Origin of the sequence: Streptosporangium sp. NBC_01469 (genome assembly GCF_036227305.1) — a bacterium.
Taxonomy (GTDB): Bacteria; Actinomycetota; Actinomycetes; order Streptosporangiales; family Streptosporangiaceae; genus Streptosporangium.
In genome coordinates, this window is sequence record NZ_CP109465.1 from 6,764,185 (window position 1) to 6,788,985 (window position 24,801).

Genomic DNA, 24,801 nt, shown 5'->3' on the forward strand with positions numbered 1-24,801 from the left:
GCCGCCCGCGGAGGCCACGAGGCACATCGTCGCGAAGACGACGGCTCGCGGCACGCGCAGCGCCGACGCCGTAGGGGTCACGAACGACATCCCGGCAGCCGGACGGCCCACCGAGAAGGCCGGGACGGCGGAGACGGTCGATAAGCCCCAGGCGGCGTGAATCGATCGCGAACTCGGGGAACCAACCGTGCGACGCCTCCGACTACCTGAGGAGGGGAGCGATCGATCGCCCCCTTGTCGACGGCTATCACCTGCCCGGAGTGTTCGTGTCAAGATTGCGCCTCTCTACCATCCTCGTCGCCTCGATCATGCTGATCGGTGCGTGCGCCTCCGACGCCTCCGATACCAATGAGAAAGCCCCCGCCACCCCGGTGCTGCGTATCGGCCTGAGCGAGGAGTCCGGTGCCCTGGACCCGCACGCCTTCACCGGCAACTTCCTGCTGCTCGACGCGATCTACGAGCCGCTTGTCACCTACACCAAGGGCGGCAAGCTGGAGCCGGGTCTCGCGGAGTCGTGGACCGTCGCCGAGGACGGCCGGCAGGTCACCTTCGACCTGCGCGACGGCGTCCGCTTCACCGACGGGACACCGCTGGACTCCGCCGCCGTCAAGTGGAACTTCGAGCGGTGGGTGGGCAACAAGAAGTTCACCTTTTTCCGGGCCTCGCAGGTCATCTCCGCCGTGGACACCCCGGACTCCGATACCGTCCGGCTGACGCTGTCGGAGCCGTACGAGCCGCTGCTGCAGGAGATGTCGATCGTGCGGCCGGTGCGGCTGCTCAGCCCGAAGTCCGCGGCCACCGGAGGCGAGTTCACGACCCCCGTCGGCACCGGGCCGTGGAAGCTGGTGTCGAACTCCGCCACCGGTGCGGCGCTGGCCCGCAACGACGGCTACTGGGGGACCAAGCCTCAGCTGGAGCGGCTTGAGTTCAAGGTCATCCCCGATTCCCAGGCGCGCGTCGACGCGCTCGCCAACGGCGAGATCGACCTCATCGGTGGCTCGTACCTGGCCCCGATCACCCCGTTGGAGGCCAGGTCGCTGAGCGAGCGCGGTGACGTCAGGTTGCTCACCGGCGCCTCAGACGTCTCGATCATGCTCGGGTTCAACCCCGAGGGGCCGGCCGGTGACCGGGCCGTGCGCGAGGCGGTGCGTCAGGCCATCGACACCACGTCCCTGGTCGGCGCGCTGTTCCAGGGCTATGGCGAGCTGGCGCGGCGGGTGTTCCCCCCGGAGGTGCCCGACTCCGGAGCCGACCTGCCGCTGTACTTCGACCAGGCGGGCGCCCGCAGCACGCTGGAGGCCGCCGGGTACACGCTCGACGGCGACAGCCGGGTCAAGAACGGCAAGAAGCTCTCCCTCAAGCTGCTCGTCCCCGCCAAGCCGGCCGCGGGACAACTCGACCCCCGCACGATGGCCGAGGCGATCGCCGCGGCACTCAAGGAGGTCGGTATCGCCGTCGAGATCTCCCCGGTCGACGCCGCCGCGTACTACGACGAGCGGGCGGAGGGCACCTACGACCTGACCTTCTTCGAAGGCCTCGGCGCGCCGTACGACCCCTCCAGCTCGATCGTGTCCCTGTTCACCTCCGAAGCGCGCGCCCCGCTCTGGGCGACCCCGGCCGTCGAGAAGTCGGTCGACAAGGCGCTGTTCGCCCGCGACTCCGCCGCCCGTGCCGCGGCCTACCAGGAGCTCTACGACGCGGTGGCTGCCGACGCCGGCTTCGTGCCGCTGGCCTACCGGCCGCGGATGTGGGCCGTCCGCGCCGCGGTGAAGGGCTTCACGATGCCGCCCACCGATGTCGATCTGGAGCTCACCGGGGTCACCGTCGAATGAGGTCACCCGGCAGGCTCGCCGCCGCGGGCGGTTACCTCGCGCGGTGGGCCGTCGACGTCTTCGGCGTGTTACTGGCGATGTCACTCGGCGTCTTCGCGCTGGTCCTGCTCGCGCGCGGTGACGCCGCAGCGATGCTGGCGGCGACCCGGGCGGGCCGGCCGGCCACGCCCGAGCAGATCGAGGCCGTCCGCGTCGAGCTCGGCCTCGACGATCCCGCTCCGGTGCGGTATCTGCGGTGGCTCGCTGACGCGTGCACCGGCGACTTCGGGCTGTCGTTGCGGACGAACACCCCCGTCGGACCCGAGGTCGCCGACCGGCTGGGCGTCACGCTGGGGCTGGTGGCCGGTTCCGCCGTGGTCGCCCTCGTGATCGGGGTGAGCGTCGGCGTCGCCGGCGCGGTGCTGCGGCGTGGCGTGCTGCGCGGGACCCTGCGGGTCGCGGCACTGCTCGTCACCTCGGTGCCGGCGTTCTGGCTGAGCTACCTCCTGGTGCTGATCCTGGCCCTTCGGCTGCGTGTGGTACCGACGTCGGGGATGGCCGGGTTCTCGACGTGGCTGATGCCGATGGCGGTGCTCGGCCTGCCGGTCGCCGGCGTGCTCAGCCGGGTGGTGGCCGTCACGCTGCGCGAGGCCCTTGACCGGCCCTACGTACGCGCGGCGCAGGCCAGGGGCAGCGGACCACTGTCGATCGTGCTGCGCGACGGCCTGCCCAACGCCGCCGGGCCGATCCTGTCGGTCGCCGGGTTCGGCGTCGGGAGCCTCCTGGTGGGCGCCGTCGTGGTGGAGCAGATCTTCGGCTGGCCCGGTGTCGGGGCCTACTTCGTGCACGCGGCCGGGGCGCGGGACGTCCCGGCGCTGCAGGCCTGCACGCTCGTCATGGGAGGCGGGTTCATCCTGGCCAACCGCTGCGCCGATGTCCTGCAGGGGCTCATCGACCCCCGCTCCCGGCGAGGCCGGGGCACCCGCGCCACGCCCTCCGGGAAGGGCCCATCGGGCCGGGGCATACCGGTCCGGGACCAGGCCGACGGGCTCGCCGCCCGGTTGCGGCGGGGGACGACGTGACCGGCCGGGCGTGGGTGCGGACGCTGCTGGTCGCGGTGCCCCTGATCCTCTTCGTGATCGCGGGGGTGCTGGCGCCGGTCATCGCTCCGGCCGATCCCTCCGCCAACGACCTGGCCTCCGGGCTGCTGCCGCCGTCGCCGGAGCACCTGCTCGGCACCGACCAGCTCGGCCGTGACCAGCTCAGCCGGATGCTCTACGGCGCGCGGATCTCGCTCACGGTCACGGCGGCCGTGCTGGCGCTCTCGCTGACGGCCGGCACGGTCATCGGCGCCGTCGCCGGTTACCTGGGCGGATGGGTCGACCGGGCCGTCTCCCGGGTGATCGACGTGGTCGTCTCGCTGCCCGGGATGCTGGTGGCGCTCGCGGTGATCGGGGTGCGGGGGCCCGGTGTGGAGAACCTCGTCCTCGCGCTCTCGCTGTGGTCGTGGGCGCCGTACGCCCGGATCGCGCGCGCCCGCGTCGCCGGCATGCGAAGCAGCCCCCACCTGGACGCCCTGCGCCTGCTGGGCGCGGGCCGCGGGCGCATCATCGGCCGGCACCTGCTGCCTCCGGCGCTGGCGCCCTGCCTGGTCTACGCCAGCACGGATGTCGGCACGATCGTCCTCGGTGTCGCCACGTTGAGTTTTCTCGGCCTGGGCGTCGCCCCGCCGCACGCCGAGTGGGGCCAGATGCTCATCGAGGGACGGCCGTTCCTGGCTTCGGCGTGGTGGCTGGCGTACCCGCCCGGCATCGCCATCACGGCCGTGGTGTTCGCCGGCAACCTGCTCGGTGAGCGGCTGGCGGCGGGCGAGGAACGGCCGTCGATCCTGCGCCTGGTCCGCCCGCGGTGGATCCGCCCGGGACGGGCCCCGCGGCCCGTCATGGAACACCCTGCGGCGCCCACCCCGCCGGACGCGGCGCAGAGCTCTCCCGAGCACGACACGGTGCTGCGCGTGCGGGATCTGTCCGTCTCCTACCCGGACGGTGGCGGGCGCCGTCGCGTCGTCGCCGGGATGTCCTACGAGGTACGGCGCGGGCAGATCCTCGCCATCGTCGGCGAGAGCGGAAGCGGCAAGACCACGGCCGCGCTGGCTCCGTTCGGCCTGCTGGACCCGGACGCGGTGGTCACCGGCTCCGCGGTGCTGGGCGCCGGTGCCGGGGCCCGGCAACTGGCGGATCTCTCCCCGGGCGAGCGGCGCCAGATCAACGGGCGCCGGGTGGGCGTCGTCTTCCAGGACAGCGGCGCCGTCCTCAACCCGTTGCGGACGATCGGCGCGCACGTCGACGAGGCGGCCCGCAACGTGGGCCGGGGCGGCCGGCGCGCCGCGACCCGCCGGGTCACCGAGGAACTGCTGCGCCTGGCCGGTCTGCCGGACCCCGTGGCGGTCGCCCGCGAGTTCCCGCACCAGCTGTCGGGCGGGATGCGCCAGCGGGCACAGATCGCCATCGCCCTCGCCGGCGAGCCGGAGCTCCTCGTCGCCGACGAACCCACCTCGGCCCTCGACGTGACCGTGCAGGCGCAGTTGCTCGCGCTGTTGGCACGCCTGCGTGACGAGCTGGCCATGTCCATGGTCATCGTCAGCCATGACCTGGCGGTGGTGGCGCGCCTGGCCGACAGCGTGGCCGTCGTGTACGGCGGCCGGATCGTGGAGTCGGGCCCGCTCGCCACGGTGATCACCGATCCCGATCACCCGTACACACGTGGCCTGCTGGACGCCGTACCGCGCCCCGGGACGGCACCGGGCACCCGGTTCCGTACCATGCCCGGCCGGGCGGGCATCGGCCCGGACGAGGCCGAGGGCTGTGGATTCGCCCCCCGGTGCCCGCTCGTGGCGGCGGCCTGTGTGTCCGGGCCACCGGCCCTGGAGACGCTGACCTTGAAGACGCCGCTTCCGGAGGCGTCGGCCCGCGGCGCCGCGCACCGGTCGGCCTGCCTGCGCCACTCCGGCCGCCCCGCGACAACAGGGGAAAGGGGTACCGGCCCGTGCTAGAGATCGTTGGGGTGACCGCCGGTTACGGTGACGGTGGTCGCGGCGGCCGGGACGTCACGACGGTGATCGAGGACGTCACGATGCGCGTGGCGGCGGGCGAGATCGTCGGGCTGGCCGGCGAGTCGGGCTGCGGCAAGACGACGCTGGCGCGGGTCGTGACCGGGCTGCACCGGCCCAGCGCGGGAGTGGTGCGCGTCGCCGGGGTGGACGTGCACGCGCTCCGGGGCCGGGCCCTGCGGGCGCATCGGCGACAGGTCCAGATGGTGTTCCAGGACCCCTACCTCACGCTCAGCCCACGGCAGACGGTCGGGCAGGCCCTCACCGAGCCGCTGCGCATTCACCGGGTCGGCGACGCCCGGTCCCGGTCCGCGCGGGTGCGGGAACTGCTGGACCTCGTCGGGCTCGACCTTCAGGTCGGCGCCCGCCGTCCCGGGCAGCTGTCGGGAGGGCAGCGGCAGCGGGTGGCGATCGCCCGGGCGCTGGCTCTGGAGCCACGCCTGCTGATCTGCGACGAGCCGGTCACCGCGCTCGACGTGTCGGTCCAGGCGACGGTGCTCAACCTGCTCTGCGATCTGCGTGACCGGCTGGAGTTCGGCTGCCTGTTCATCACCCACGACCTCGCCGTCCTCTCCCAGCTCGCGGACCGGATCGCCGTCATGCGAGGAGGCAGGATCGTCGAGCAGGGCCCGACCGGGGACGTCACCACCCACCCCAGCCATCCCTACACCCGCACCCTGCTCGCGGCCACCCCCACCATGGACATCGCGATGAGTGCCGATGGCCCTGAAGACTAACCGTCGCCGTCGGCCCGCCCGGGTGTTCCCTGTCGAGGCGACACCGGACGGTAACGTGTTTCCTCGTGATGGGAACCCTCTGGCCTGTCCGGCCGACATCTTGATCATGACCATCGCACGTCTGGAGACGCTCTTTCTCAGGCTCACCTCCCTCGCCCGTGCCTTTCGCGAATCGGGCGAGCGTCCGTCCGACTCCGCGAGAGGCCGGCGGAATCGCGTACTTCCCTGGTCCGCGCCTCAGATCGGGCACCGCGGCGCCGATCGATCCGTGCGACAACGGCGACGAAGCGCCCCCAGCTTCGGCAAGGTCACGCTTCTCGGCGGCCTGAACGACGGCCCGCACGACGGCGCGGCCACGCGCCCGATCGTCAGGGAAACCAAGGCACGATCGGCATGACACCCACCGAACGGGAGGCGTCGGGTGCCCCCGCGCGATCCGGCGTCCGCTCGTTCACCGGCACACAGTTCGCCCTGCTCGGGAGCGGGTTCCTCGTCAATCTCGTCAGCTTCTCCGTATACCCCTACCTGGCGGTCCTGCTGCGCGACCGGATGGCCCTGGGTATGGATCAGGTGGGCATCATCCTCGGGCTGGCGACGTTCGTGCAGTTCGCCGGAGGAGTGCCGGGCGCGGCCCTCGCCGAACGGCTCGGGCTCCAACGGTGCCTGGTGATCGCGATGGTCCTGCAGACCCTCGGATCGCTGGGGTTCCTCGCCGGCGGGGCCTGGCCGGCGCTGACGATCGCCGCGCTGTTCCTGCGATCGGCGGCCACCGGCCTCTACTCACCCAGCGTCCGGGGTTACACGGTGCACGGGACGAACCCGGACGATCGACCGCGGCTGATGTCCGCGAGCTACGCCACGGGCAACGTCGGCATCGCGATCGGACCGGTAGTAGGGGCGCTGTTCATCCACGACCCGGGCGCGATGTTCGTCGCCGCCACGGTGCTGCACGCGGCGATGGCGATCGGCCACGCCCTCCTGCCCCGAGAGCGACGGGACGAGGGCGAGGTGATCGAGCCACTGCGCCGGGCACTGCACGGCCTGGCGGTTCTACCGTTCGTCGTAACCGCTCTGACCCTCTATCTGTACATGCACTTCTACCAGTTCCTGTCGTCCTACGCCGAGGGCAGGCTGCCCACCGTGTTCTACGGAGCAGCCATGATGGGCTACTCGCTGTTGCTGGCCGTGCTGCAGCCCCTCCTCACGCGACGGGTCGAGCGGATGCGCTACGCGCACGCGATGGTGGTCGGTTTCGGGTGCCTCGCCGTCGGCATGATCGCGTTCACCGGCGGGAACGAGATCACGGTCGCCGCCGGGATCCTCGTCATCGGCGTGGGCAACTCGGTGCTCTTCCTCAAGAACGTCCTTGAGACGCTCAGCCGTACGAAACGGTCGCCGACGGTCGTCTTCGGCCACCAGCGGCTGGCCGAAGGGGTCGGCGCGTCCTTGAGCGGCCTCGTCGGCGGGGGCCTCTACCATCTGTTCGAGACCGCCGGGAACCTTCCCGGCTTCTGGCTGGCCATCGCCACCCAGTGCCTGCTGTTGCCGGTGATCATGCTGCTTGTGGGCCGCCGGCTCCGGCGCCCCGCGCCCGAAGTGGCCGGTTCGTGACGAACCTGGCAGACGCGATTACCGCCGCCCGGTGGAGGTCCGGGCGGCCAGGTGAGCACGTCGGCGCGAGCGCGGTCTCATCCCAGGGCGGACCGCAGGACATCGGGCGCCTCGGCGAGGGAGGGGCCGTACCAGGTCAGGTGCCGACCGCTGACCAGGGCAGCGGATGTCTCGGGGAAGAATCCGGGGCCGTCCTGGGCGGTGAACCGGTAGGGCTCGTCGGGCAGGACGACGAGGTCGGCGCCCGACGCCAGCAGGTCGGGCAGAGCGATCCTCGGATAGCGCTCGGGGTGGTCGGCGTAGAGGTTGCGGACACCGAGCCGGAGCAGGAGGTCACCGGCGAAGGTGTCGCGCCCGAGGACCATCCAGGGTTTGCGCCAGATGGGAATCACCGCCCGCCGCACCCCGGTGACCGGAGAGGTCGGCCATGCCCGTTCGGCGGCGGCGAGCCAGTCGGGCTCGGGCAGGCCGCAGGCCAGCGTGAGCGTCCGTCGCAGGGAGGTGAAGGCCTCCTGCAATGTGTGAATCTTTGTCACCCACACCGGTATCCCGGCCGACCGCAGCGCCTCCAGGTCGGCCGGGCGGTTCTCCTCCTCGTTGGCCAGCACCAGGTCCGGCTCAAGGGCGACGATCGCGGCCAGGTCGGGGTTCTTGGTGCCGCCGATCCGCCGCACCGGCAGCCCCGCCGGGTGGGTACACCAGTCGGTCGCGCCGACCAGCAGGTGCGGGGCGGTCTCGGCGAGCGACTCGGTGAGCGAGGGAACGAGGGAGACCACCCGGCGTACGGCACCGTGCGGCGTGAAGGGAGTACCGAGGTCGTCAAGCATCGTCGATGTCCCCTCCGGCGCGGCCGGTCACAGCCTCGACGCGGGCGGCCACGGCATTCAGCCTCTCACCGTGCCGGGCGGGCACATTGATCTCCAACGACAGGTGACCTTCGATCAGCACGGCATCCAGCCTCAGCCACAACCTGAGCGGATCGATCCGCTCGACACCATGCACGGCCTTGGTGAACAACGCGTCGAACTCGGCCACTCGTAACGGATGTCCGGCTGTCGGCAGCGTGCACGACGGCGGCCCCAATTCGCCTCGGCCTCGATCCGATGAATGCTCATATTCCGACGGTAGACCCGCTTCCAGACATCGGGCGCAGGCCCCTGGCCTCGGCCCCCTGGGATGGGCTCGATCGGCCAGGGCAGGCAGCCCGCCGACGGCGCAGCCGCCATGGACCACCTCGCCCGGCTTCTGACCCAGAATCCGGGTTCACCTTAGTGAGTGGCACGCTCGGGAGAGCGTCGACGTCGCCGAACACAGACGCCCAGCGGATCTCCGTCAGTGCCCCGGCGTCAGCAGCCCGCTCAACGGTGGCCGGTCGCTCCCGGTAGAGGTCCAGCAAGGGCCATCCGGGGTGTCCGCGACCAGCACCCCGCCGCGCAGCAGTGCCGCGCGCAGCGCGTCCGCGACGTCGTAGCGTCCCTGGCGGCGCAGTTCACCGCGCAGCACGAGCACGGACTCGACCAGGGAGGCGACCAGATCCCCCGGACTCGGGGTGCCCGCTCGGGCGCCCAGCTTCGCGATCAGCAGTCGCAGGCTCTCCCTGGCGTGCTCGACACCACCCTCGTCCTCCTCGGTGTCGGCGCCCCAGCGGGCGACCTCGGCCTCCAGATCGAGCACGGCCCGGACCGCGTCGGCGTCGTCGTACCCGGTTAGCGCGGCGGCGAAGCGCTCCTCACAGGAGCGGGTCGCCTCTCCCAGACTGACTTGGTGGGGCGCCGGTGAGATGACCGGCAGCGCAGTGCCGCTCACCGTTGTCTCGCCGCGAGCCAGGCGGCGGATCTCCTCCAGGTTCGTGCTTGTCCCCGCGGGCAGGACGGCCTGGGAGCCGGGCCGGCGGATCGTCACGCGGCCCCGCCCGGCCGCCAGCGCCTCCTCGGTGTTCAGGTCGACGACCAGCGCGGTGTGCTCGTCGATCCCCAGGACGGCGGCGCCCGGCGGCAGGTCGGGCTCCATCCGGGCCAGCCGCCGCTCGCCCAGATAGCAGTAGCGGGTGTCGTGAGTACCGCCCTCGGTGTTGTCGTAGTGCGGGACGACCGCCACCCTGAGGCCGAGGACGCCCAGCAGGTCCAGGCCCGGCCGCCAATGGGGGGCGGCGCCCACCTTGTAGATCTCATACACCGGTACCGTCGCCACACCCGCCGTGCAGGCGGCGGCCGAGGCCAGCACCGTCGCCCCCTCCCGCGCCCGGAGGCGGGCGCGCAGATCACCGGCGACGTGCGTCGCCGTCCACCGCTCCAGGGCGAAGGTGGGGCTGCCGGGGCCGGAGAACACCCAGTCGGCCCCGGCCACCTCGTCGCCGACCTCCACCTCCAGCCCGACGCTGCGCGCGAAGTATCCCCGGGCCCGGGCGGAGATGTCAGCGGCGTTCTCCTGGAACGCGTACGGGGTGTCGAGCAGTACCGCCTGTGGCCGATTATCCAGCCTGCGGATCACCGAGCGATGGACCTCGACCATCGTCGGGCTCGTCTCGCCCGAGCCCATGAGCACCAGCACCCCCGGCCGTCCCGGCATCGAACTCCGCCTCTCCGTCGTCCTGCGCCAAGCCACGCACGGGAACACCCCGGCGGCAATAGCATCTCTGCGACAAAGACGTTGTTGCATAATCAGCGCAACAATGTGGCCGGACGACGGGACACCATGTGAACGAGCAGCTCAGCCACCTCGTACCGGTATCGGTCGAGATCCTGTTGCTGCGGGCCGACCCGGCGGGCGCATGGCACTACCGGCGGGTCGTGACGTCCCTGGACAGGGGAGAAAGCCCGGACCAGGCGGTCCGCCGCGTCAGTGGGATCACCGCCGAGGCGGCGTCCACCGTGGTGCACTCCACGAGCTGGCGTTACCAACCCGAAGGCCAGGTCGTCCTGACCTACGCCGTCTGTCCCGATCCCGCCGCTCACCTGCCGGCGATCGCGCTGACGAATTTCCAGCTCGCCACAGGAGCCGCGCCTTCGGCACCGTCACCCGAGCATCTGCAGGTCGAGAACGTGGTCGCCCACGCCCTGCGGCACCTGGCTTTCCTCGTGCTGATCGACCCGATCGTGGGCGAGGCCCTCATCCGCGACCCTGCCCTGGCCGCCGGCTTCGACGCCCTCCAGCGCGACGCCGTACCGCTTGGCCTCGCCGGAGGACTACGACCGGCGGGAGAGCAATGAAGACGTTCGTGTAAGTGCGCGAGCCCGTTCGCGGGCACGGAGATTCGAAGGAGAAGACGTAGGTGCCGGGCATGACACGTGGGAACACAATCGCTGCATAGTTCGCAGGTGTGGGCGGAAGGTGCCGCGTCAGTTTGTAGTGCTCTCCTGCTGGTAGCCCTTCAGGACTTCCTTGCGTCGCTTGGCCGGTAGGCGGTCGATGTAGAGGCGGCCCTCCAGATGGTCGCTCTCGTGTTGCAGGCAGCGAGACAGCAGGCCGGTGCCCTCGACGGTGATCGGGGCGCCGGTGACGTCGAAGCCGTGCACGGTGGCGCGATCGGGCCTGGCCAGGAGGGCTCGCCGGCCGGGTACCGACAGGCAGCCCTCTTCCTCCTCGTGCAGCCTGCGGTGTCCCACCTCGGGCACGATCAAGGTTGGATTCACCACGACGCCCTTGCGGAACTCCTCGCTGTCGTCGGGGCAGTCGTAGACGAACACCCGCAGGCCGACACCGATCTGGTTGGCCGCCAGCCCGACGCCCCGCGCGGCGTACATGCTGGCGAACATGTCCTGCACCAGTCTGGCGAGGTCGGCGTCGAAGACGGTCACCGGCGCGCACGCGCGGTGCAGGACCGGGTCGCCGACATGACGAACGGGCAATGCGGAGTCCTGGTCGACGGCGTGCACGTTACGAACCCTCCTGGGCGATGAACATTGCGCGAATCGGATGCATCTGCATGTCAGGGGCCCGTCAACGGGTGTCCCGGCGCGACATGATCAGTCGCTCGTTGCCCGCCAAGGCGACCGCGCGCCACCCTCGGGCGCGGTAGAGGCCCAGGGCCGCGGCGGCGCATGTGTGAGTGGTCAGCCAGCGCGTTCCCGGCACGGCGCGGGCGAGCACGGCGTCATGGAGTGCGGCTCCGAGCCCCAGCCCGCGCCGCTGCGGCACGACGCCCAGCTCCTTGAGCGTGAAGTCTGGGCCCGGCTCATGACAGGTGAGCCTGGCCAGGCGCGAGCAGCGCACGCCGTAGGCGAAGCCGTACAGCTCCTCGCCGTCCAGAGCGAGGGCGAGCACGAACCCGGGCCGCTTGCTGTCGGCGAGCAGCCGCGCGGCCACGCCCCGCGCGGCGGCGTACGGCTCGCGCCAGGGCGGCAGGGTGAAGACGTCCCCACCGACATCGGCGATGGCCGGCAGGTGACAGGCGGCGGCCTTCGGGCCGACCACCTGGATACGGACGGCGGCGCCCGCCCATCGGGCCCGGTCGTACGGGAGGTGCGCCGCCGTCATCGGCTCAGGCGCCCTTGGCCGCGTCGAAGCGGGCGATGACGTCGTTCCAGTTGATCAGCGACCACAGCTTCTCGACGTAATCGGGGCGCACGTTGCGGTACTGCAGGTAGTAGGCGTGCTCCCAGGCGTCGAAGACCAGCAGCGGCGTGGTGTTGAGACCGACGTTGCCGTGGTGGTCGTACACCTGCTCCACCACCAGGCGCCGGCTCAGCGGCTCCCACGCCAGGATGCCCCAGCCGGAGCCCTGCACGCTCGCGGTGGCGGTGGTGAGCTGCTTCTGGAAGGCCTCGAACGAGCCGAAGTTCTCCGTGATCGCCTCACCGAGCGCTCCGTCGGGACGGTCGCCGCCGTCGGGGGAGACGTTGATCGTCGGCTGGGCCGCCGTCACCAGGTGATGCAGCCTGGAGGCGCTGAGATGGGCCGAGGCCTCCACCAGGATGGACAGGATCGTCATCCGGGGGACGGTCCGGCGCAGACCCTTGCCGCGCAGGATCTCCTCGAACTCGGCGACCGTGTGCTTCACGTCGACGTCTTTCATCTCGATGCCCTTCACCTCGATCGCGTCCGTACGGCGAACACGATCAGAGTGCCGCCGTTCACCCATAGGAGCGCACAACCCGGCCGCCAGCGCCGGCAACCGCCGATGAGGCGCGACGGGCACCTCGACGCGGACCGCCTTTCCCGAGCTCCAGGACAGTCCGAGGCCGCTGCCCCCTTGACCGTCCCGCGATGATGATGCAAGCAGTCCGCTATTGCAAGATATATGCAATTAGATGGATCGGTGAGAGATGCGTTCATCTGGGACCGGCCCTGAGGTGACCCGTCAGGCATCACCGATCTAATGCCACTTGATCGCAATTGCAATCTATGTGCAGAATGTGATGCTTTCGTACACAATGATCATTTGGCCTCGCACCTCCGGAGACTCACCACATGAGCCGCCCGCCCCGTATCACTCCAGCCATGCCGACCATTGGCGACAACGCGCCGCCGAAGGCGGTAACCCGATCATGAGAAAGCTGCTCGTCCTGGCAGTGGCTCTGACGCTGACCGCCTGCTCAACGGCTCCCGCCACACAGGAGATCGGCCAGAAGGCCGAGCAGTCGGCGGCGCCGCAGGCCGGCTTCCCGGTCACGATGGACAACTGCGGGCGCAAGCTCACGTTCGACAAGCCGCCCGCCAAGGTGGTGACCGGCTACCACCCCGCCCTGGAGACCCTGCTCGCCCTCGGCCTGGACGACCGGATCGCCGGGCGCACGAACTTCTCCGAGAGCCCGTTCCTGCCGGGGCAGAAGGAGCGGTACGCCAAGATCCCGGAGATCTCCGACACGATCATGCTGCCGCAAAAAGAGGTCATGCTCGCCCAGGGCGCGGACTTCGTCCTGGACAACGCGATGGCCGGCCTCGACGCCGCCGGCGGTTACGCCACCGTGGAGGAGCTGGACGCGGCCGGCTCCCCGGTGTACATCCTGGGCGGCTGGTGCAGCCCCGAAGAGGTTCTCGAGTTCACCATCGACGACACCTACGCCGACCTGCGCAATCTTGGCGCGATCTTCGGCGTCCCCGACCGTGCCGACACGCTGATCGGCGAACTTCAGGGCAGGCTCGCCGACGTCACGAAGCGCGTCGCCGGCCGTACCCCGGTCAAGGTGCTGGCCACCGACGGCGGCAAGGGCCCGGTCAACGCCTACGGCGGCGCGGGCATCACCAACCAGATGATCACCTCCGCCGGAGGGACGAACGTGCTGGCCGACGTCAAGGGCGACTACACCGAGGTCAGCGCCGAGAAGGTCAGCGCGGCCCAACCCGAGGCCGTCCTGATCAGCGACTACGCCACCCTGCGCGGCGAGGACATGCCGAGCTCGCAGGCCAAGGCCGCCGAAGCCTTCGCCATCGCCAAGAACAGCCCGGCCGCCGAGGAGCAGCGCTATCTCGCGCTTCCCGTGGCGGCCCAGCACCCCGGCTACCGCAACATCCTGGCCATCGCCGACATCGCCCGCTTCCTGCACCCCGACGCCTTCACCCCGTGACCAGCGCGACCCGCCAAAGCCCGGCACAGACCGGGCCCGTGCCGAAGAAACGCCGCGCGAGCAGGTTCTCCCTGCTCGTCGCCGCGCTCACCGTCGCCGTCGTCGCCTCGACCTGGCTGGCGGTGAGCATCGGCGCGGTGCACGTCGCCCTGCCCCAGGCCTGGGGCATCGTCGCCGACCGCCTCATCCCCGGCGCCTTGTCCAATGGGATGCCGACCTGGACGCCGGTGCAGGAGCAGATCGTGTGGGAGTTCCGGCTGCCCCGCGCGCTGCTGGCGCTCCTGGTCGGGGCCGGGCTGGCGGTGGTCGGGGCGGTGCTGCAGGCCCTGGTGCGCAACCCGCTGGCCGACCCGTTCCTGCTCGGCGTCTCCTCCGGCGCCTCGTTCGGCGCGGTGCTCGTGCTGGTCCTGGGCGCCTCGGCGCTGGGCGGGCTGTCCCTGTCGGCCGCCGCCTTCGCCGGATCCCTGCTCGCCCTCGCCCTGGTGTACGCGCTGGCGCAGCGGTCGGGCCGTCTCACCCCGTCCCGGCTCGTGCTGGCCGGGGTGGCGCTGGCGTACCTGTTCCAGGCCGCCTACAGCTTCGTCCTGCAACTGGCCCAAAGCGGCCGGGCCGCCCAGCAGGTGCTGTTCTGGCTGATGGGCAGCCTCGGCGGCGCCCGCTGGCACATGCTGCCGCTGCCGGCCGTCGTCCTGGCCGCCGGGGTGGCGTACCTGCTGCTGCAACACCGCCCGCTGAACGCGATCGCCGCCGGAGAGGAGACGGCCATCTCGCTCGGCGTGAACGTGCATCGCTTCCGCCTGACCCTGTTCGTGCTGACCTCACTGCTGGTCGGCGTGATGGTGGCCACCAGCGGCGCGATCGCGTTCGTCGGATTGATCGTGCCGCACGCCGCCCGGCTGATGGTGGGCGCCGACCACCGCCGCGTGCTGCCCGTCACCGCCCTGCTCGGTGCCGTGTTCCTGCAGCTCGTGGACATCGCCGCCCGCACCGTCAACGCGCCGCAGGAGCTGGCGCTCAGTATCGTCACCGCCCTGTTCGGCGTGCCGTGCTTCCTGTGGCTGCTGCGCCGCCGCTCGGTGGACCGGGCGGTGAGCCTCACGTGAGGCTCGACGTGTGCGGCGTGTCCGTCACGCTCGACGGCCACCCGATCGTGCACGAGGCCGACCTGGTGGTGGACGAGGGTGAGTTCGTCGGCCTGGTCGGGCCGAACGGCTGCGGCAAGTCCACCCTGCTGCGTTCGATCTACCGGGCGCTGCGCCCCACCGCCGGGCTCATCACCGTCGACGGTGACGACGTGCACCGGCTGCCCGCCCGCCAGGCCGCCCGGCGCACCGCCGTGGTCGCCCAGGAGAGCCCGGCCGACCTCGACTTCACGGTGACCGAGATCGTCTTCATGGGCCGCACCCCGTACAAGGCCGACGCCGCCGCCGACGAGGAGCTGTGCGCGCGGGCGCTGGAGCGCGTCGGCCTGGCCGGCGCCACTGAGCGGATCTTCGCCACCCTGTCCGGGGGAGAGAAACAACGCGTCCTTCTCGCCCGCGCCCTGGCCCAGCAGACCCGCCTGCTCCTGCTGGACGAGCCCACCTCCCACCTCGACATCCGCCACCAGCTGGAGATCCTGCACCTGGTACGAGAGCTGGGCATCACCACCCTGGCCGTGCTGCACGACCTCAACCAGGCCGCCGCCTTCTGCGACCGCCTATACGTGATGAACGCCGGCCGCATCGTGGCCGGCGGATCGCCCGACCAGGTCCTCACCCAAGATCTGATCTGCCAGGTGTACGGCGTGCGCGCCATACACCGCACCCAGCTCGTCTTCGAGCGGCTCAAGGAGGAGCGATGATCCCCCGACTACTGGCCCTGTCCTCGTCGTCCCCGTCCATCCGGTGGCGCCTGACAGGGCTCGTACTGTTGCTGCTGTCCATCACGGCCACCTACGTCGGCCAGGGCGTGCTCGTCGCCCAGGCCCTGGCTCGCGTCTTCGCCGGGCACGGCGCGGGCTCGATCACCTGGCTCGTCGCCGGGGTCGTCGCCCTGCAGCTCCTCCGTAGCGCCGCGCTGGCCGTGCGCGAGCCGGTCGCGTTGCGGGTCTCGGGCGCCGTCAAGGCCGAGCTGCGCCGCCGCCTGACCACCAAGCTGCTGCGGCTCGGCCCCGCCCACGCCCAGCGCGGACGCACCGGCTCCGCGCAGACCACTCTGGTGGACGGCATCGAGACCGCCGACGCCTACATCGGCAGGTTCCTGCCCCAGGTGATCGCCGCCGTCCTCGGCGCGGTCGCGGTGACCGCGTACCTGTTCACCCTGGACCCGCTGGTTGGCGCCGTCGTCTTAGCCTGCGCGCTGCTCATGCCGGTGCTGCCGCTGGTGTCGGACCGCGTGCTGCGAGATCGCAACGCGGCCTGGTTTCGCGGATACAAGGGCCTGTACGCCGAGAACCTGGACGCGCTGCAGGGCATGGCCACGCTCAAGGCGTTCAACGCCAGCGGCCGGCGCGGAGCCGAGCTGGCCTTGCTGGCCGAGCGGTTCTGCCGCGACTCGATCCGGCTGATGGCCATCGTCATCGGCTACGTCGGCGGCGTGGCGTTCATCACCGGCCTGGGCACCGCCGTGGCGCTCGGCACCGGCGCGCTGCGGCTGGCCGACGGCGAGCTGACCGTCACCGAACTGCTGCTCATCCTGCTGCTCACCGCCGAGAGCTTCCGGCCGCTGAAGGACCTGGAGGCGGCCTACCACTCCAGCTACAACGCCGTCCCCTCCCTCAAGGCCGTCTTGGAGATCCTCGACATCCCCGAACCCGTACAAGGCACCACCCCGCTCGGCCTGACCGGACCACCCTCGCTCACCTTCGACGACGTCGTGTTCGGTTACCCCGGCCGGGAGCGCCCCGCCCTCGACCGGTTCACCCTCGACATCGCACCGGGTGAACGCGTCGCCCTCGTCGGCCGCTCGGGGGCGGGCAAGACCACCGTCGCCTCCCTGCTGCTGCGCTTCTTCGACCCCGGCGCGGGGCGCGTGAGCGTCAACGGCGTCGATGTCCGCGACCTGTCCCTTGACCGGCTGCGCGCCCTGGTCGCCGTGGTGTCCCAGGACACCTACCTTTTCCACGGCACCGTCCGCCGAAACCTCGCCCTCGCCCGCCCCGAGGCCACCGCCGACCAGCTCGAAGCCGCCGCCCGCGCCGCCCAGGCCCATGACTTCATCGCCGCCCTGCCCGACGGCTACGACACCGTCGTGGGGGAGCGCGGCCTGAAGCTGTCCGGCGGCGAACGCCAGCGCATCGCCATCGCCCGCGCCCTGCTCAAGGACGCCCCCATCCTCGTCCTGGACGAGGCCACCTCCGCCGTGGACGCCGCCAACGAGGCCGCCATCCAGCACGCGCTGGACACCCTGTCCGGCGGCCGGACCACGCTGATGATCGCCCACCGGCTGTCCACCGTCCAGGGCGCCGACCGCGTCATCGTCATGGCTGAGGGCCGCATCCAGGAGGCCGGGCCACCCGGCGAACTCCTCGCCGGTCAGGGCGCCTACGCCCGCCTGGTCGCCGCGCAGAACGGAGCCACCCGATGACCGCCGCCGCTACCACCGCCGTCGCGCCCGACCGGCCCGGCGGGTCCCGGTTCCGGCCCCTGCTGGCCCTGTTCGGCCCGCACCGGCCCCTGCTGCTGACCGCGATCATCAGTGGCATCGCCCACCATCTGGTCGTCCTGGCCTCCGCCGGCGTCGGCGCGTGGGTGGTCAGCCGCGCCATCACCGGCGCCACACCCGAGGACCTGGGCGGCGGCCTGATCGTTCTCGGCCTCCTGCTGCCCTTCCTCGCCCTCACCCCGTGGCTGGAGTCCTACCTCGCGCACGTGGCCGCCTTCCGCGTGCTGGCCGATGTCCGCGGCCGCGTCTACGCCGCCTTCGAACGCCTCGCCCCCGGCTACCTCCTCCAGCGCCGCTCCGGCGACCTCGGCGCCGCCGCCATCTCCGACGTCGAGCAACTGGAGCTCTGGTTCGCCCACACCCTCAGCCCGCTGACCAGCGCCGCCACCGTCCCCGTCGCCGCACTCAGCACCCTGGCCGTCTTCCACCCCGCCCTCGCCGCAGCCCTCGCCCCGGCCCTGATCCTGCTCGCCCTCCTGCCCGCCTGGCTGCGCAAACGAGCCGCCGCCCAAGGCGTGAGGCTGCGCGCCGAACTCGGCGAGTTCAACGCCGAAGCCGTCGACACCCTTCAGGGCCTGCGGGAACTGCTCACCTCCGGTGCCGGAGCCCGCCAGATCGACCGCCTCGGCGAACAGAACCAGCGGCTCCTGGAGGCCAAACTCGCCCACGGCCGCCGCTCCGGCCTCGAACACGCCGCCACCAACGCCGCCACCACGCTCGGCATGCTCGCCGTGCTCGTCACCGCCGCCCTGCTGACCTCGGCGGGCAGCCTGCAACCGGCGTTGTTCCCCGTCGCCGTCGTCCTGGCCGCCACCACCTTCGCCCCGGTCGTCGCCGTCACCGACGTGGCCCGCGACCTCAACCTCGTCGTCGCCGCCGGGGACCGCATCATGACCATCCTGAACACCCCCGCCCCGGTCACCGACCGCGTCACCGCCCCACCCTCCGGCCCCGTCGATCCGCACATCCGCTTCGAGGCGGTCCGTTTCCGCTACGCTCCCGACCTGCCCGAGGCGCTCGCCGACGGCACCTTCGAAATCGCCCCCGGCGAGACCGTCGCCCTGGTCGGCCACTCCGGAGCGGGCAAGTCCACCTGCGCCAGCCTCCTCATGCGCATGTGGGACGTCACCACCGGCAGGATCACCGTCGGCGGCCACGACATCCGGGACTTCCCCCAGGACGACCTGCGCCGCCTGATCACCCTCGTCCCCCAGGACGTCTACCTGTTCAACATCCCGCTGCGCGACAACATCCGCCTCGGCCGCCCCGAGGCCACCGACGAAGAGGTGGAGGCCGCCGCCCGTGCCGCCCACGCCCACGAGTTCGTCACCGGCCTGCCCGACGGCTACGACACCCTGCCCGGTGAACTCGGCGCCCGTCTGTCCGGCGGCCAGCGTCAGCGCATCGCCATCGCCCGTGCCCTCCTCAAGGACGCCCCCATCCTGATCATGGACGAGGCCGTCTCCAACCTCGACGCCGAGAGCGAGCAGGAGGTCGCCGCCGCCATGACCGCGGCCCGGCGCGACCGCACCACCCTGGTCATCGCCCACCGCCTGTCCACCATCCGCACCGCCGACCGCGTCATCGTCCTGGACGACGGCCGGGTCGCCGAAGCCGGCACGCACGCCGAACTCCTCCTCACCCATGGCGCCTACACGCGGCTCCTCGCCACCCAGCTCACCGGCTGATCACATCAGGCATCGTCGGGCGTTCGGGTGACGGCGTCGCGGGGGAGCAGTTCCTGACTGACGATCTCCGTATGCCTTCCAGAAGAACGCCGCCGACATCTCCTCGCGGGCCCGGGTCACCTCACCGGCTCCGTGTCAGAGCAGTCTGATGATGATCGCGCTTGTTAATCTACATTGTAAAGGCGCTCGGTTGAGTTCAAGATCATTTACAACGGACTAAAGGCTCATCACCCACAGAAGAGCTGAGCGTGACCCTCGTAGTGTGTACGGGGGTTGAGGAACATCGAAACGAAAACTGGCGCTAAGCCCTCGGCGCCCCTGGTGAGCGGTTGATGGCTCATCGGCGGCGAAGACGGCCTGAAGTCTTCCTACAGATAACACCCGATTATCTGCAGTATTGCTGATCGTGACGTGGAGCGATGGCTGCCGACCGCTACGCGAAGCGGCCCTGTTATCTGTAGCAAGGGGGGGAAGCGGTGCCCGCCGTGGTGCGTCTGTCGACCGGGAAGGCGCTGACCGTTCGGGCGGCGGCCGACGCCTTCCTGGACTCGCTCGGCAATCCCAACACCGTCCGCAACTATGCGATCGGGGTGGGCAAGACCGCCGAGCGGCTCGGTGAGATGCGGCCGCTGGCATCGGTGGCCGATGAGGAGATCGGCGAGGCCCTGGAGACGATATGGGGCACCACGGCGGTCAATACCTGGAACGCGCGGCGGGCGTCGGTGCTGTCCTGGCTCGCCTGGTGCCGCGAGCGTGGTCATGAGGCCCCGGCCGTCCCGGTGTGGGCCAAGCGACTGGCGGTGCCCGACAGTCAGACCCCGGCGCATCCGAAGATGGCGGTCGACCGGCTGATCGCCCGCCGCGAGGTCGGTCTGCGGGAGAAGACCCTCTACCGGATGCTGTATGAGACGGCAGGACGTGCCGAGGAGATCCTGGGCGTCAACATCGAGGACCTGGACCTGGACCTGGCGGCAGGCCCGCGCGCTGCTCGATGAACACACCGCGCTCGGCGGGCCGGGCACCGGGTGGGACCTGCACGAGTTCCGCCACTCCTCGCTGACCCACTCCTTGCTGACCCACTTCGGCGAGAGCGGGGCAAGCCTGCTCATGTTGATGGCCAAGTCCCGGCACAAGAAGCCAGAGAACCTCCGGCGGTACTTCAAGCCTTCCCCCGAGGCGATCGCGGAGGTCACCAGCCTGCTCGCCCCTGGCGACAGCAGGCGCTGAAGGGTTCTGCGACTTGCGCAGCTGCTCGGTGTCGCCCGCTCGACGGTCTATCAAGCGGGCGAGCGTCGCCGCGGTGTCCACGCTCGCCCGGCGAAGTCGACGGGCTGAACGCCGCCGGCGGTCACATGTGGCGCGGCCGCTTGACGTGCCAGGTCAAGGAACAACTGGCCGCAAGGCTTGCCGTTGTTCAGGGAGATCAGGGGGCGGTGAAGAGCAGGGAGACGTTCTGCCCGCCGAACCCGAAGGAGTTGCAGAGCGCTGCCCCGAGGCGCTGCTTACGAGGTTCGCCGCTGACGATGTCCAGCTCGATCTCGGGGGCCTTCTGTTCGAGGTTGAGGGTGGGCGGGATGACACCATTGATGACCGACAGAAGGGTGATGATCGCCTCGACCGTGCCGGCGGCGCCGACGAGGTGGCCGATGCTGGATTTGGGTGCGGTGAGAACGACGTCGTTTCCGAGTGCCCGCTGGATGGCCACTGCTTCCCCTACGTCGCCCACGACGGTGGACGTCGCGTGGCAGTTGACGTGACCGACGTCCGCAGTCTGGAGTTCTGCGGCCGAGACGGCCTTGAGGATCGCCCGGATCTGGCCGGCCCCCGTCGGGTCGGGGCCGGTGATGTGGTGGGCGTCGGAGGTGATGCCGAAGCCAGCCAGCCGGCCGATCGGGCGAGCGCCCCGCCCGGCCGCGAAGTCCGCACGCTCCAAGATCATGGCGCCGGCGCCCTCGCCGAGCACGAAGCCGTCACGGCCGACGTCGAACGGCCGCGAGGCGCGTTCGGGGTCGTCGTTACGCTTTGACAACGTGCGTGCCTGGGTGAACCCGGCGATGGTCAGCGGCGCGATCGCGGCCTCTGAGCCGCCGGCGATGACGACGTCGGCCTCACCGGATCGGATCAACTGGGCGGCGAGAGCGAGGGCCTCGGCTCCCGATGCGCACGCGGAGACTGGCGTGTAGACACCGGCGCGGGCGCCGTACTCCAGGCTGACCCAGGCGGCCGGCCCGTTGGGCATCAGCATGGGGACGGCAAGAGGAGAGATCCGGCTGGGCCCCTTCTCCTCGATCAGGTCATCCTGGTCCAGGAGGGTGTTGATGCCGCCGATGCCGGTACCGATCACCACCGCGAGGCGGACCGGATCGACTTCGGGTGCGGCGGCATCGGCCCAGGCCTGCTGGGCGGCGACGAGCGCGGCCTGCTGACAGCGGTCCATGCGCCGGGCCTGGACGCGGGACAGTACGTCGTTGGGGGAGACGGCCATGGGGGCGGCGATCTTCGTGGGCAGCTCGTCGGCGTGGCGGAACGACGACATCAACTCGTCGATCCTGCGTACGCCGGAGCGCCCCGCGAGCAGACCCTCCCATAGGGAGGCGACGTCCCCGCCGAGCGGTGTGGTCGCGCCCAGTCCGGTGACGACGACGTCGTGCGCGCTCATGCTGACCTCCTCAGGTGAGAGCTGTACTGGGGTTTGCGTGAACCTAGTTGTATCGCATACAAATATCTGGTGTCCACGAGCGAACCACCCCGCAGCCGCGGCCGACGCACCCGTACGCGACTCCTGGAGCGGGCCGTGGTGCTCTTCACCGAGCGTGACTTCGGCTCTGTGAGCGTGGCCGAGATCGCGGCCACGGCCGACGCCCATCCGAACCAGATCACCTACTACTTCGGATCCAAGGACGCGTTGTTCGTTCACGCGGCGTTCCTGATGCTGCTTCGCGACGCCGAGCGGCTGGAACCGATCGGCCACCGGCAGCGCACGCCCAAGGCGTTCCGCGAGGCACTGGCGCGCACGGCGCTGGCACTACCGGCGGTGCCGATCGCCGTCCAGGCAATGTCGATCACGCGTCACCGGCCCGAACTGCAGCCGTTGGCGCAGCAGAACCTCGGCCTGCTGTTCCGTCAGGCCCAGCGATACCTCACCGCGGTCCTCGAATGCCACGACTGGGTCATCGACCGGCCCGCCGACACCGAGGCGCGAACCTTCTGGAGCGCCGTCCTGGGAGCGCGACTGATCTCAGAGTCCGGTTTCGACGGCCGCTCCAGCGACATCGACCTCGCCGGGGTGCTCACGGTCCGTGCACGGTCGATGCATGAATGAGCGGCACCAGGACCGGACCGTCCGGTGAGGCGTCGGTGCTGGGGTCCGCACCTGTGCGTCGAGTCGGTGGAGTGACGTTCGGGTCCCGGTAGTAATCGCGAAAAATCCAACGAACCGTGTGTCACGAACACCGAGAGGGGCTGTCATGTAGTCCCGGCACAAGAAACCGGAGAACCTGCGCCGGTACTTCAAGCCCTCCCCGGAGTCCATCGCCGAGGCAATCAGCCTGAGGAGGTTGAGCCAGGTGGCGCCGGCGCGGCGGCCGAAGTACTTGGGGTTGGGCCGGGCGTAGATGGAGGGGACCGGGACGACGAAGCGCATCCCGTCGACCGAGGCGACCAGCCCTCCGCCCCAGGCCTGGGCCAGGCCGATGCCGGCAGCCGGGCGGCGACCTCGCGATAGGTGCCATCCAGCAGCGCGGCGCGATCGGCCAGGTGATCACCCGCTTCGACGGGCAGCTTCAAGGGGAGGACAGCACCAGGCGCCGCCAGGACCCGGCCAGCAGATCGGTGTCGATCTCGGCCGGGGTGACCTTTTGCGTCCCAACAGGCCCGGTAGGCTGCGCAGCGCGGCCAGCACCTGGCTGCCCTGAGGGGTGGCGCCGAAGTCCACCACTTGCGTCAGCGCCGGCAAAAACGGCCGCACCGTCGGAAAGCGGGTGACCAACTGAGCCCGCCAGGCTTCTTCGGCATCCGAATCCAGCGGCGGCGCCAACTCCAGCACCGCCGCGATCGCCGCGGCCAGCTCCCGGCGCGGCACCACCGCCTCGATGTGCTCCCAGATCGCCTCCACACTGGCCGCCGCCGGCGGCGCCAGAATCTCCCCGGTCTCGTAGTCGACCAGCAAGCCCACGTCGGTGATATCGAGTTGGGCGGCCAGGTACTCCGCCACCGCCCCGGGCACCTGGGTCACATCGTCGGGGAAGACGCCCAGGTAGCGCACCGCCGTCAGCTGCAGGGCATAACCCAGCCGGTTGTGCGGTCGCCGCTTGGCCTCCACCAGAGCGCGATCGGCGTCATCGAGGAAGAAGTAACGCTCCAGCTCCGCGCGTGAGGGAACCTCGGCGAACGCCCCAACGGCCTGCCGCGTCCCGGTCGCTCGCCGATCTTTTGACCACCGAGTCCGGCGCGATCTGTCTGATCTACGACCGGATCAGTAAGGCAGGCGAACTCCCTTCGGAGGACGGAAGTACCTAAGCGTGTCAGATTCCCCGTCGTTCCTATCTGCGTAATTTGGTGGTCACAAGAGAGAACGACTACTGAGGAGACAGACATGAGCGACATGAACGAGCTGGTCCAGCGCTACCTCACCGCGTGGAACGAGACCGACGCCGCCGCGCGGCAGGCCGTGCTGGCGGAGGTCTTCGCCGAGGACGCGGTGTACACCGACCCGCTGGTCTCCGTCAAGGGCAGGGATGGGCTCGACGCCACCATCGCGGCTGTCCAGGGGCAGTTCGGCGGGCTGGTTTTCAGCCTCGGCGACGCGGTGGACGCCCACCACGACATCGCGCGGTTCACCTGGCACCTGGGACCTGAGGGCGCCGAGCCGATCGTCGTCGGCTTCGACGTCGTGGTGATCGGTGACGACGGGCGGATCAGCCAGGTGCTCGGCTTCCTCGACAAGGTGCCGGCCGGAGTCTGAACATCTCGGGGAGACGGCCGGTTTGTACCGCTCATTCAGGAACAGAGGAGGAACCATGACCGCCTATGTCATCGCTCACCTGCAGGACGCCGCTCCGCACTCGGAGATCGCCGAGTACATCGAGCGTCTGCCCGGGACCTTCGAGCCGTACGGCGGCCGCTACCTCGTGCACGCCACGCAACACGAGGTGAAGGAGGGCAGCTGGCCCGGGAGCGTCGTGATGATCGGTTTTCCTGGGATCGCCGAGGCGCGGGCCTGGTGGGAGTCACCCGCGTACCGGGAGATCGCACCGCTGCGCTCGCGGCACATCGAGGGCGACATCATTCTGGTAGGAGGCGTCCCTGAGGGCTATGACCCGGCTGCCACCGTAAAGGCGATGCGAGAGGCGCTGTCTGCCGAGTAGCGGTCAGGTCAGTCGGTGACGTCGTAATTGAAGCCGAAGGCGCGCACACCGGTCTCTGTACGGGGCCGGTGGCTCGTCTTGGGGCCGAAGGCGACGTAGGTGCCCGGTCCGTGGGTGTGGTTGCCCTCGCTGAGCTCGCCGCTTACGACGAAGTACGCCTCGCCGTAGGTGTCGTGGACGTCGAGGTCGGGCCATTCGACGCCCGGAGCGAGGTCGATCACCCACGTCCTGATTCCCGGCATGCCTGGGAGCATCCGTACGTGGACGCCGGGGCCCAGCTCGATCGGCGTGACTTCATCGACGTTCACGGGGAGGATTTGCCCAGGTA

25 protein-coding genes and 2 pseudogenes are annotated in these 24,801 nt (G+C 70.5%); 17 read left to right on the forward strand and 10 right to left on the reverse strand.

Annotated features, from left to right (window positions below; translation table 11 throughout):
* Positions 1 to 266 precede the first annotated feature (266 nt).
* From OG587_RS29620 to OG587_RS29645, 6 genes are read left to right on the forward strand one after another with little or no spacing between them, the layout of a single operon-like run.
* A complete protein-coding gene (locus OG587_RS29620) occupies positions 267 to 1,832 on the forward strand; it encodes an ABC transporter substrate-binding protein (protein ID WP_329080902.1) in 1,566 nt (521 codons plus the stop codon).
* Positions 1,829 to 2,893 (forward strand): ABC transporter permease, encoded by a 1,065-nt coding sequence (locus OG587_RS29625; RefSeq protein ID WP_329080904.1) that lies wholly within the window; start codon positions 1,829 to 1,831, stop codon positions 2,891 to 2,893. Before OG587_RS29620 ends, OG587_RS29625 begins: the two co-directional genes overlap by 4 nt.
* A complete protein-coding gene (locus OG587_RS29630; protein ID WP_329080906.1) occupies positions 2,890 to 4,863 on the forward strand; it encodes a dipeptide/oligopeptide/nickel ABC transporter permease/ATP-binding protein in 1,974 nt (657 codons plus the stop codon). The genes OG587_RS29625 and OG587_RS29630 overlap by 4 nt, the downstream gene beginning before the upstream one ends.
* The gene (locus tag OG587_RS29635; RefSeq protein WP_329080908.1) at positions 4,857 to 5,657 is read left to right on the forward strand and encodes an ATP-binding cassette domain-containing protein; all 801 of its coding nucleotides are present in this window, start codon (positions 4,857 to 4,859) and stop codon (positions 5,655 to 5,657) included. The genes OG587_RS29630 and OG587_RS29635 overlap by 7 nt, the downstream gene beginning before the upstream one ends.
* Entirely contained in the window at positions 5,641 to 6,054 is a 414-nt protein-coding gene (locus OG587_RS29640) for a hypothetical protein (RefSeq protein ID WP_329080910.1), read from the forward strand. The genes OG587_RS29635 and OG587_RS29640 overlap by 17 nt, the downstream gene beginning before the upstream one ends.
* Positions 6,051 to 7,268 carry an MFS transporter gene (locus tag OG587_RS29645; RefSeq protein ID WP_329080912.1) on the forward strand — a complete coding sequence of 406 codons (1,218 nt, stop codon included), beginning with the start codon at positions 6,051 to 6,053 and terminating at the stop codon, positions 7,266 to 7,268. Before OG587_RS29640 ends, OG587_RS29645 begins: the two co-directional genes overlap by 4 nt.
* Before the next feature lie 77 nt (positions 7,269 to 7,345).
* Here the strand turns inward: OG587_RS29645 and OG587_RS29650 are convergent, their stop codons facing one another.
* The 3 genes from OG587_RS29650 to OG587_RS29660 all read right to left on the reverse strand — a co-directional run bounded on the left by OG587_RS29650 (position 7,346) and on the right by OG587_RS29660 (position 9,836).
* Positions 7,346 to 8,095, reverse strand: coding sequence for a helical backbone metal receptor (locus OG587_RS29650; RefSeq protein WP_329080913.1), 750 nt, complete (start codon positions 8,093 to 8,095; stop codon positions 7,346 to 7,348).
* Positions 8,088 to 8,303, reverse strand: coding sequence for a hypothetical protein (locus tag OG587_RS29655; protein ID WP_329080915.1), 216 nt, complete (start codon positions 8,301 to 8,303; stop codon positions 8,088 to 8,090). Before OG587_RS29655 ends, OG587_RS29650 begins: the two co-directional genes overlap by 8 nt.
* A 297-nt stretch (positions 8,304 to 8,600) precedes the next feature.
* Positions 8,601 to 9,836 carry a hypothetical protein gene (locus OG587_RS29660; protein WP_329080916.1) on the reverse strand — a complete coding sequence of 412 codons (1,236 nt, stop codon included), beginning with the start codon at positions 9,834 to 9,836 and terminating at the stop codon, positions 8,601 to 8,603.
* A gap of 128 nt (positions 9,837 to 9,964) precedes the next feature.
* Here OG587_RS29660 and OG587_RS29665 point away from each other — a divergent pair, with 128 nt between their 5' ends.
* Complete coding sequence (locus OG587_RS29665) at positions 9,965 to 10,477, forward strand: hypothetical protein (RefSeq protein WP_329080918.1); 513 nt, start codon at positions 9,965 to 9,967, stop codon at positions 10,475 to 10,477.
* Positions 10,478 to 10,606: 129 nt separating this feature from the next.
* Here OG587_RS29665 and def read toward each other — a convergent pair whose 3' ends face one another.
* From def to OG587_RS29680, 3 genes are all read right to left on the reverse strand, one after another.
* On the reverse strand, positions 10,607 to 11,143 hold the full coding sequence (gene def / locus OG587_RS29670; protein ID WP_329080919.1) for a peptide deformylase: 537 nt from the start codon (positions 11,141 to 11,143) through the stop codon (positions 10,607 to 10,609).
* A gap of 64 nt (positions 11,144 to 11,207) precedes the next feature.
* The gene (locus OG587_RS29675; protein WP_329080921.1) at positions 11,208 to 11,744 is read right to left on the reverse strand and encodes a GNAT family N-acetyltransferase; all 537 of its coding nucleotides are present in this window, start codon (positions 11,742 to 11,744) and stop codon (positions 11,208 to 11,210) included.
* Between the two features lie 4 nt (positions 11,745 to 11,748).
* Positions 11,749 to 12,282, reverse strand: a complete 534-nt coding sequence (locus OG587_RS29680) for a Fe-Mn family superoxide dismutase (RefSeq protein WP_329080923.1) — start codon at positions 12,280 to 12,282, stop codon at positions 11,749 to 11,751.
* Between the two features lie 472 nt (positions 12,283 to 12,754).
* Here OG587_RS29680 and OG587_RS29685 point away from each other — a divergent pair, with 472 nt between their 5' ends.
* The 7 genes from OG587_RS29685 to OG587_RS29715 all read left to right on the forward strand — a co-directional run bounded on the left by OG587_RS29685 (position 12,755) and on the right by OG587_RS29715 (position 20,334).
* A complete protein-coding gene (locus OG587_RS29685) occupies positions 12,755 to 13,774 on the forward strand; it encodes an ABC transporter substrate-binding protein (protein WP_329080925.1) in 1,020 nt (339 codons plus the stop codon).
* Between the two features lie 38 nt (positions 13,775 to 13,812).
* Positions 13,813 to 14,877 (forward strand): FecCD family ABC transporter permease, encoded by a 1,065-nt coding sequence (locus OG587_RS29690; protein ID WP_329080927.1) that lies wholly within the window; start codon positions 13,813 to 13,815, stop codon positions 14,875 to 14,877.
* Positions 14,874 to 15,617, forward strand: coding sequence for an ABC transporter ATP-binding protein (locus tag OG587_RS29695; protein WP_329080929.1), 744 nt, complete (start codon positions 14,874 to 14,876; stop codon positions 15,615 to 15,617). Before OG587_RS29690 ends, OG587_RS29695 begins: the two co-directional genes overlap by 4 nt.
* A complete protein-coding gene (locus OG587_RS29700) occupies positions 15,614 to 17,341 on the forward strand; it encodes an ABC transporter ATP-binding protein/permease (RefSeq protein ID WP_329080931.1) in 1,728 nt (575 codons plus the stop codon). Before OG587_RS29695 ends, OG587_RS29700 begins: the two co-directional genes overlap by 4 nt.
* Complete coding sequence (gene cydC, locus OG587_RS29705; RefSeq protein ID WP_329080933.1) at positions 17,338 to 19,107, forward strand: thiol reductant ABC exporter subunit CydC; 1,770 nt, start codon at positions 17,338 to 17,340, stop codon at positions 19,105 to 19,107. Before OG587_RS29700 ends, cydC begins: the two co-directional genes overlap by 4 nt.
* Before the next feature lie 476 nt (positions 19,108 to 19,583).
* Positions 19,584 to 20,102, forward strand: coding sequence for a hypothetical protein (locus OG587_RS29710; protein ID WP_329080935.1), 519 nt, complete (start codon positions 19,584 to 19,586; stop codon positions 20,100 to 20,102).
* Positions 20,026 to 20,334 carry a hypothetical protein gene (locus OG587_RS29715; protein WP_329080937.1) on the forward strand — a complete coding sequence of 103 codons (309 nt, stop codon included), beginning with the start codon at positions 20,026 to 20,028 and terminating at the stop codon, positions 20,332 to 20,334. Before OG587_RS29710 ends, OG587_RS29715 begins: the two co-directional genes overlap by 77 nt.
* 196 nt (positions 20,335 to 20,530) lie before the next feature.
* Here OG587_RS29715 and OG587_RS29720 read toward each other — a convergent pair whose 3' ends face one another.
* Positions 20,531 to 21,766, reverse strand: coding sequence for a beta-ketoacyl-[acyl-carrier-protein] synthase family protein (locus OG587_RS29720; protein WP_329080938.1), 1,236 nt, complete (start codon positions 21,764 to 21,766; stop codon positions 20,531 to 20,533).
* A 69-nt stretch (positions 21,767 to 21,835) separates the two neighbouring features.
* Here OG587_RS29720 and OG587_RS29725 point away from each other — a divergent pair, with 69 nt between their 5' ends.
* The gene (locus OG587_RS29725) at positions 21,836 to 22,429 is read left to right on the forward strand and encodes a TetR/AcrR family transcriptional regulator C-terminal domain-containing protein (protein WP_329080940.1); all 594 of its coding nucleotides are present in this window, start codon (positions 21,836 to 21,838) and stop codon (positions 22,427 to 22,429) included.
* Between the two features lie 228 nt (positions 22,430 to 22,657).
* On the opposite strand, the pseudogene OG587_RS47290 reads toward OG587_RS29725, so the two are convergent.
* Positions 22,658 to 22,801: pseudogene (locus OG587_RS47290) on the reverse strand (Tn3 family transposase); the annotation flags it as partial.
* Positions 22,802 to 22,867: 66 nt separating this feature from the next.
* Positions 22,868 to 23,506 (reverse strand): annotated as a pseudogene (locus OG587_RS29730) (DUF4158 domain-containing protein); the annotation flags it as partial.
* A 195-nt stretch (positions 23,507 to 23,701) separates the two neighbouring features.
* Here OG587_RS29730 and OG587_RS29735 point away from each other — a divergent pair.
* Together OG587_RS29735 and OG587_RS29740 are read left to right on the forward strand one after the other, a co-directional pair.
* Entirely contained in the window at positions 23,702 to 24,070 is a 369-nt protein-coding gene (locus OG587_RS29735) for a nuclear transport factor 2 family protein (protein WP_329080942.1), read from the forward strand.
* A gap of 55 nt (positions 24,071 to 24,125) precedes the next feature.
* A complete protein-coding gene (locus OG587_RS29740; RefSeq protein ID WP_329080945.1) occupies positions 24,126 to 24,473 on the forward strand; it encodes a DUF1330 domain-containing protein in 348 nt (115 codons plus the stop codon).
* 8 nt (positions 24,474 to 24,481) lie between these two features.
* Here OG587_RS29740 and OG587_RS29745 read toward each other — a convergent pair whose 3' ends face one another.
* Positions 24,482 to 24,781 (reverse strand): cupin domain-containing protein, encoded by a 300-nt coding sequence (locus tag OG587_RS29745; RefSeq protein ID WP_329080946.1) that lies wholly within the window; start codon positions 24,779 to 24,781, stop codon positions 24,482 to 24,484.
* Positions 24,782 to 24,801 lie beyond the last annotated feature (20 nt).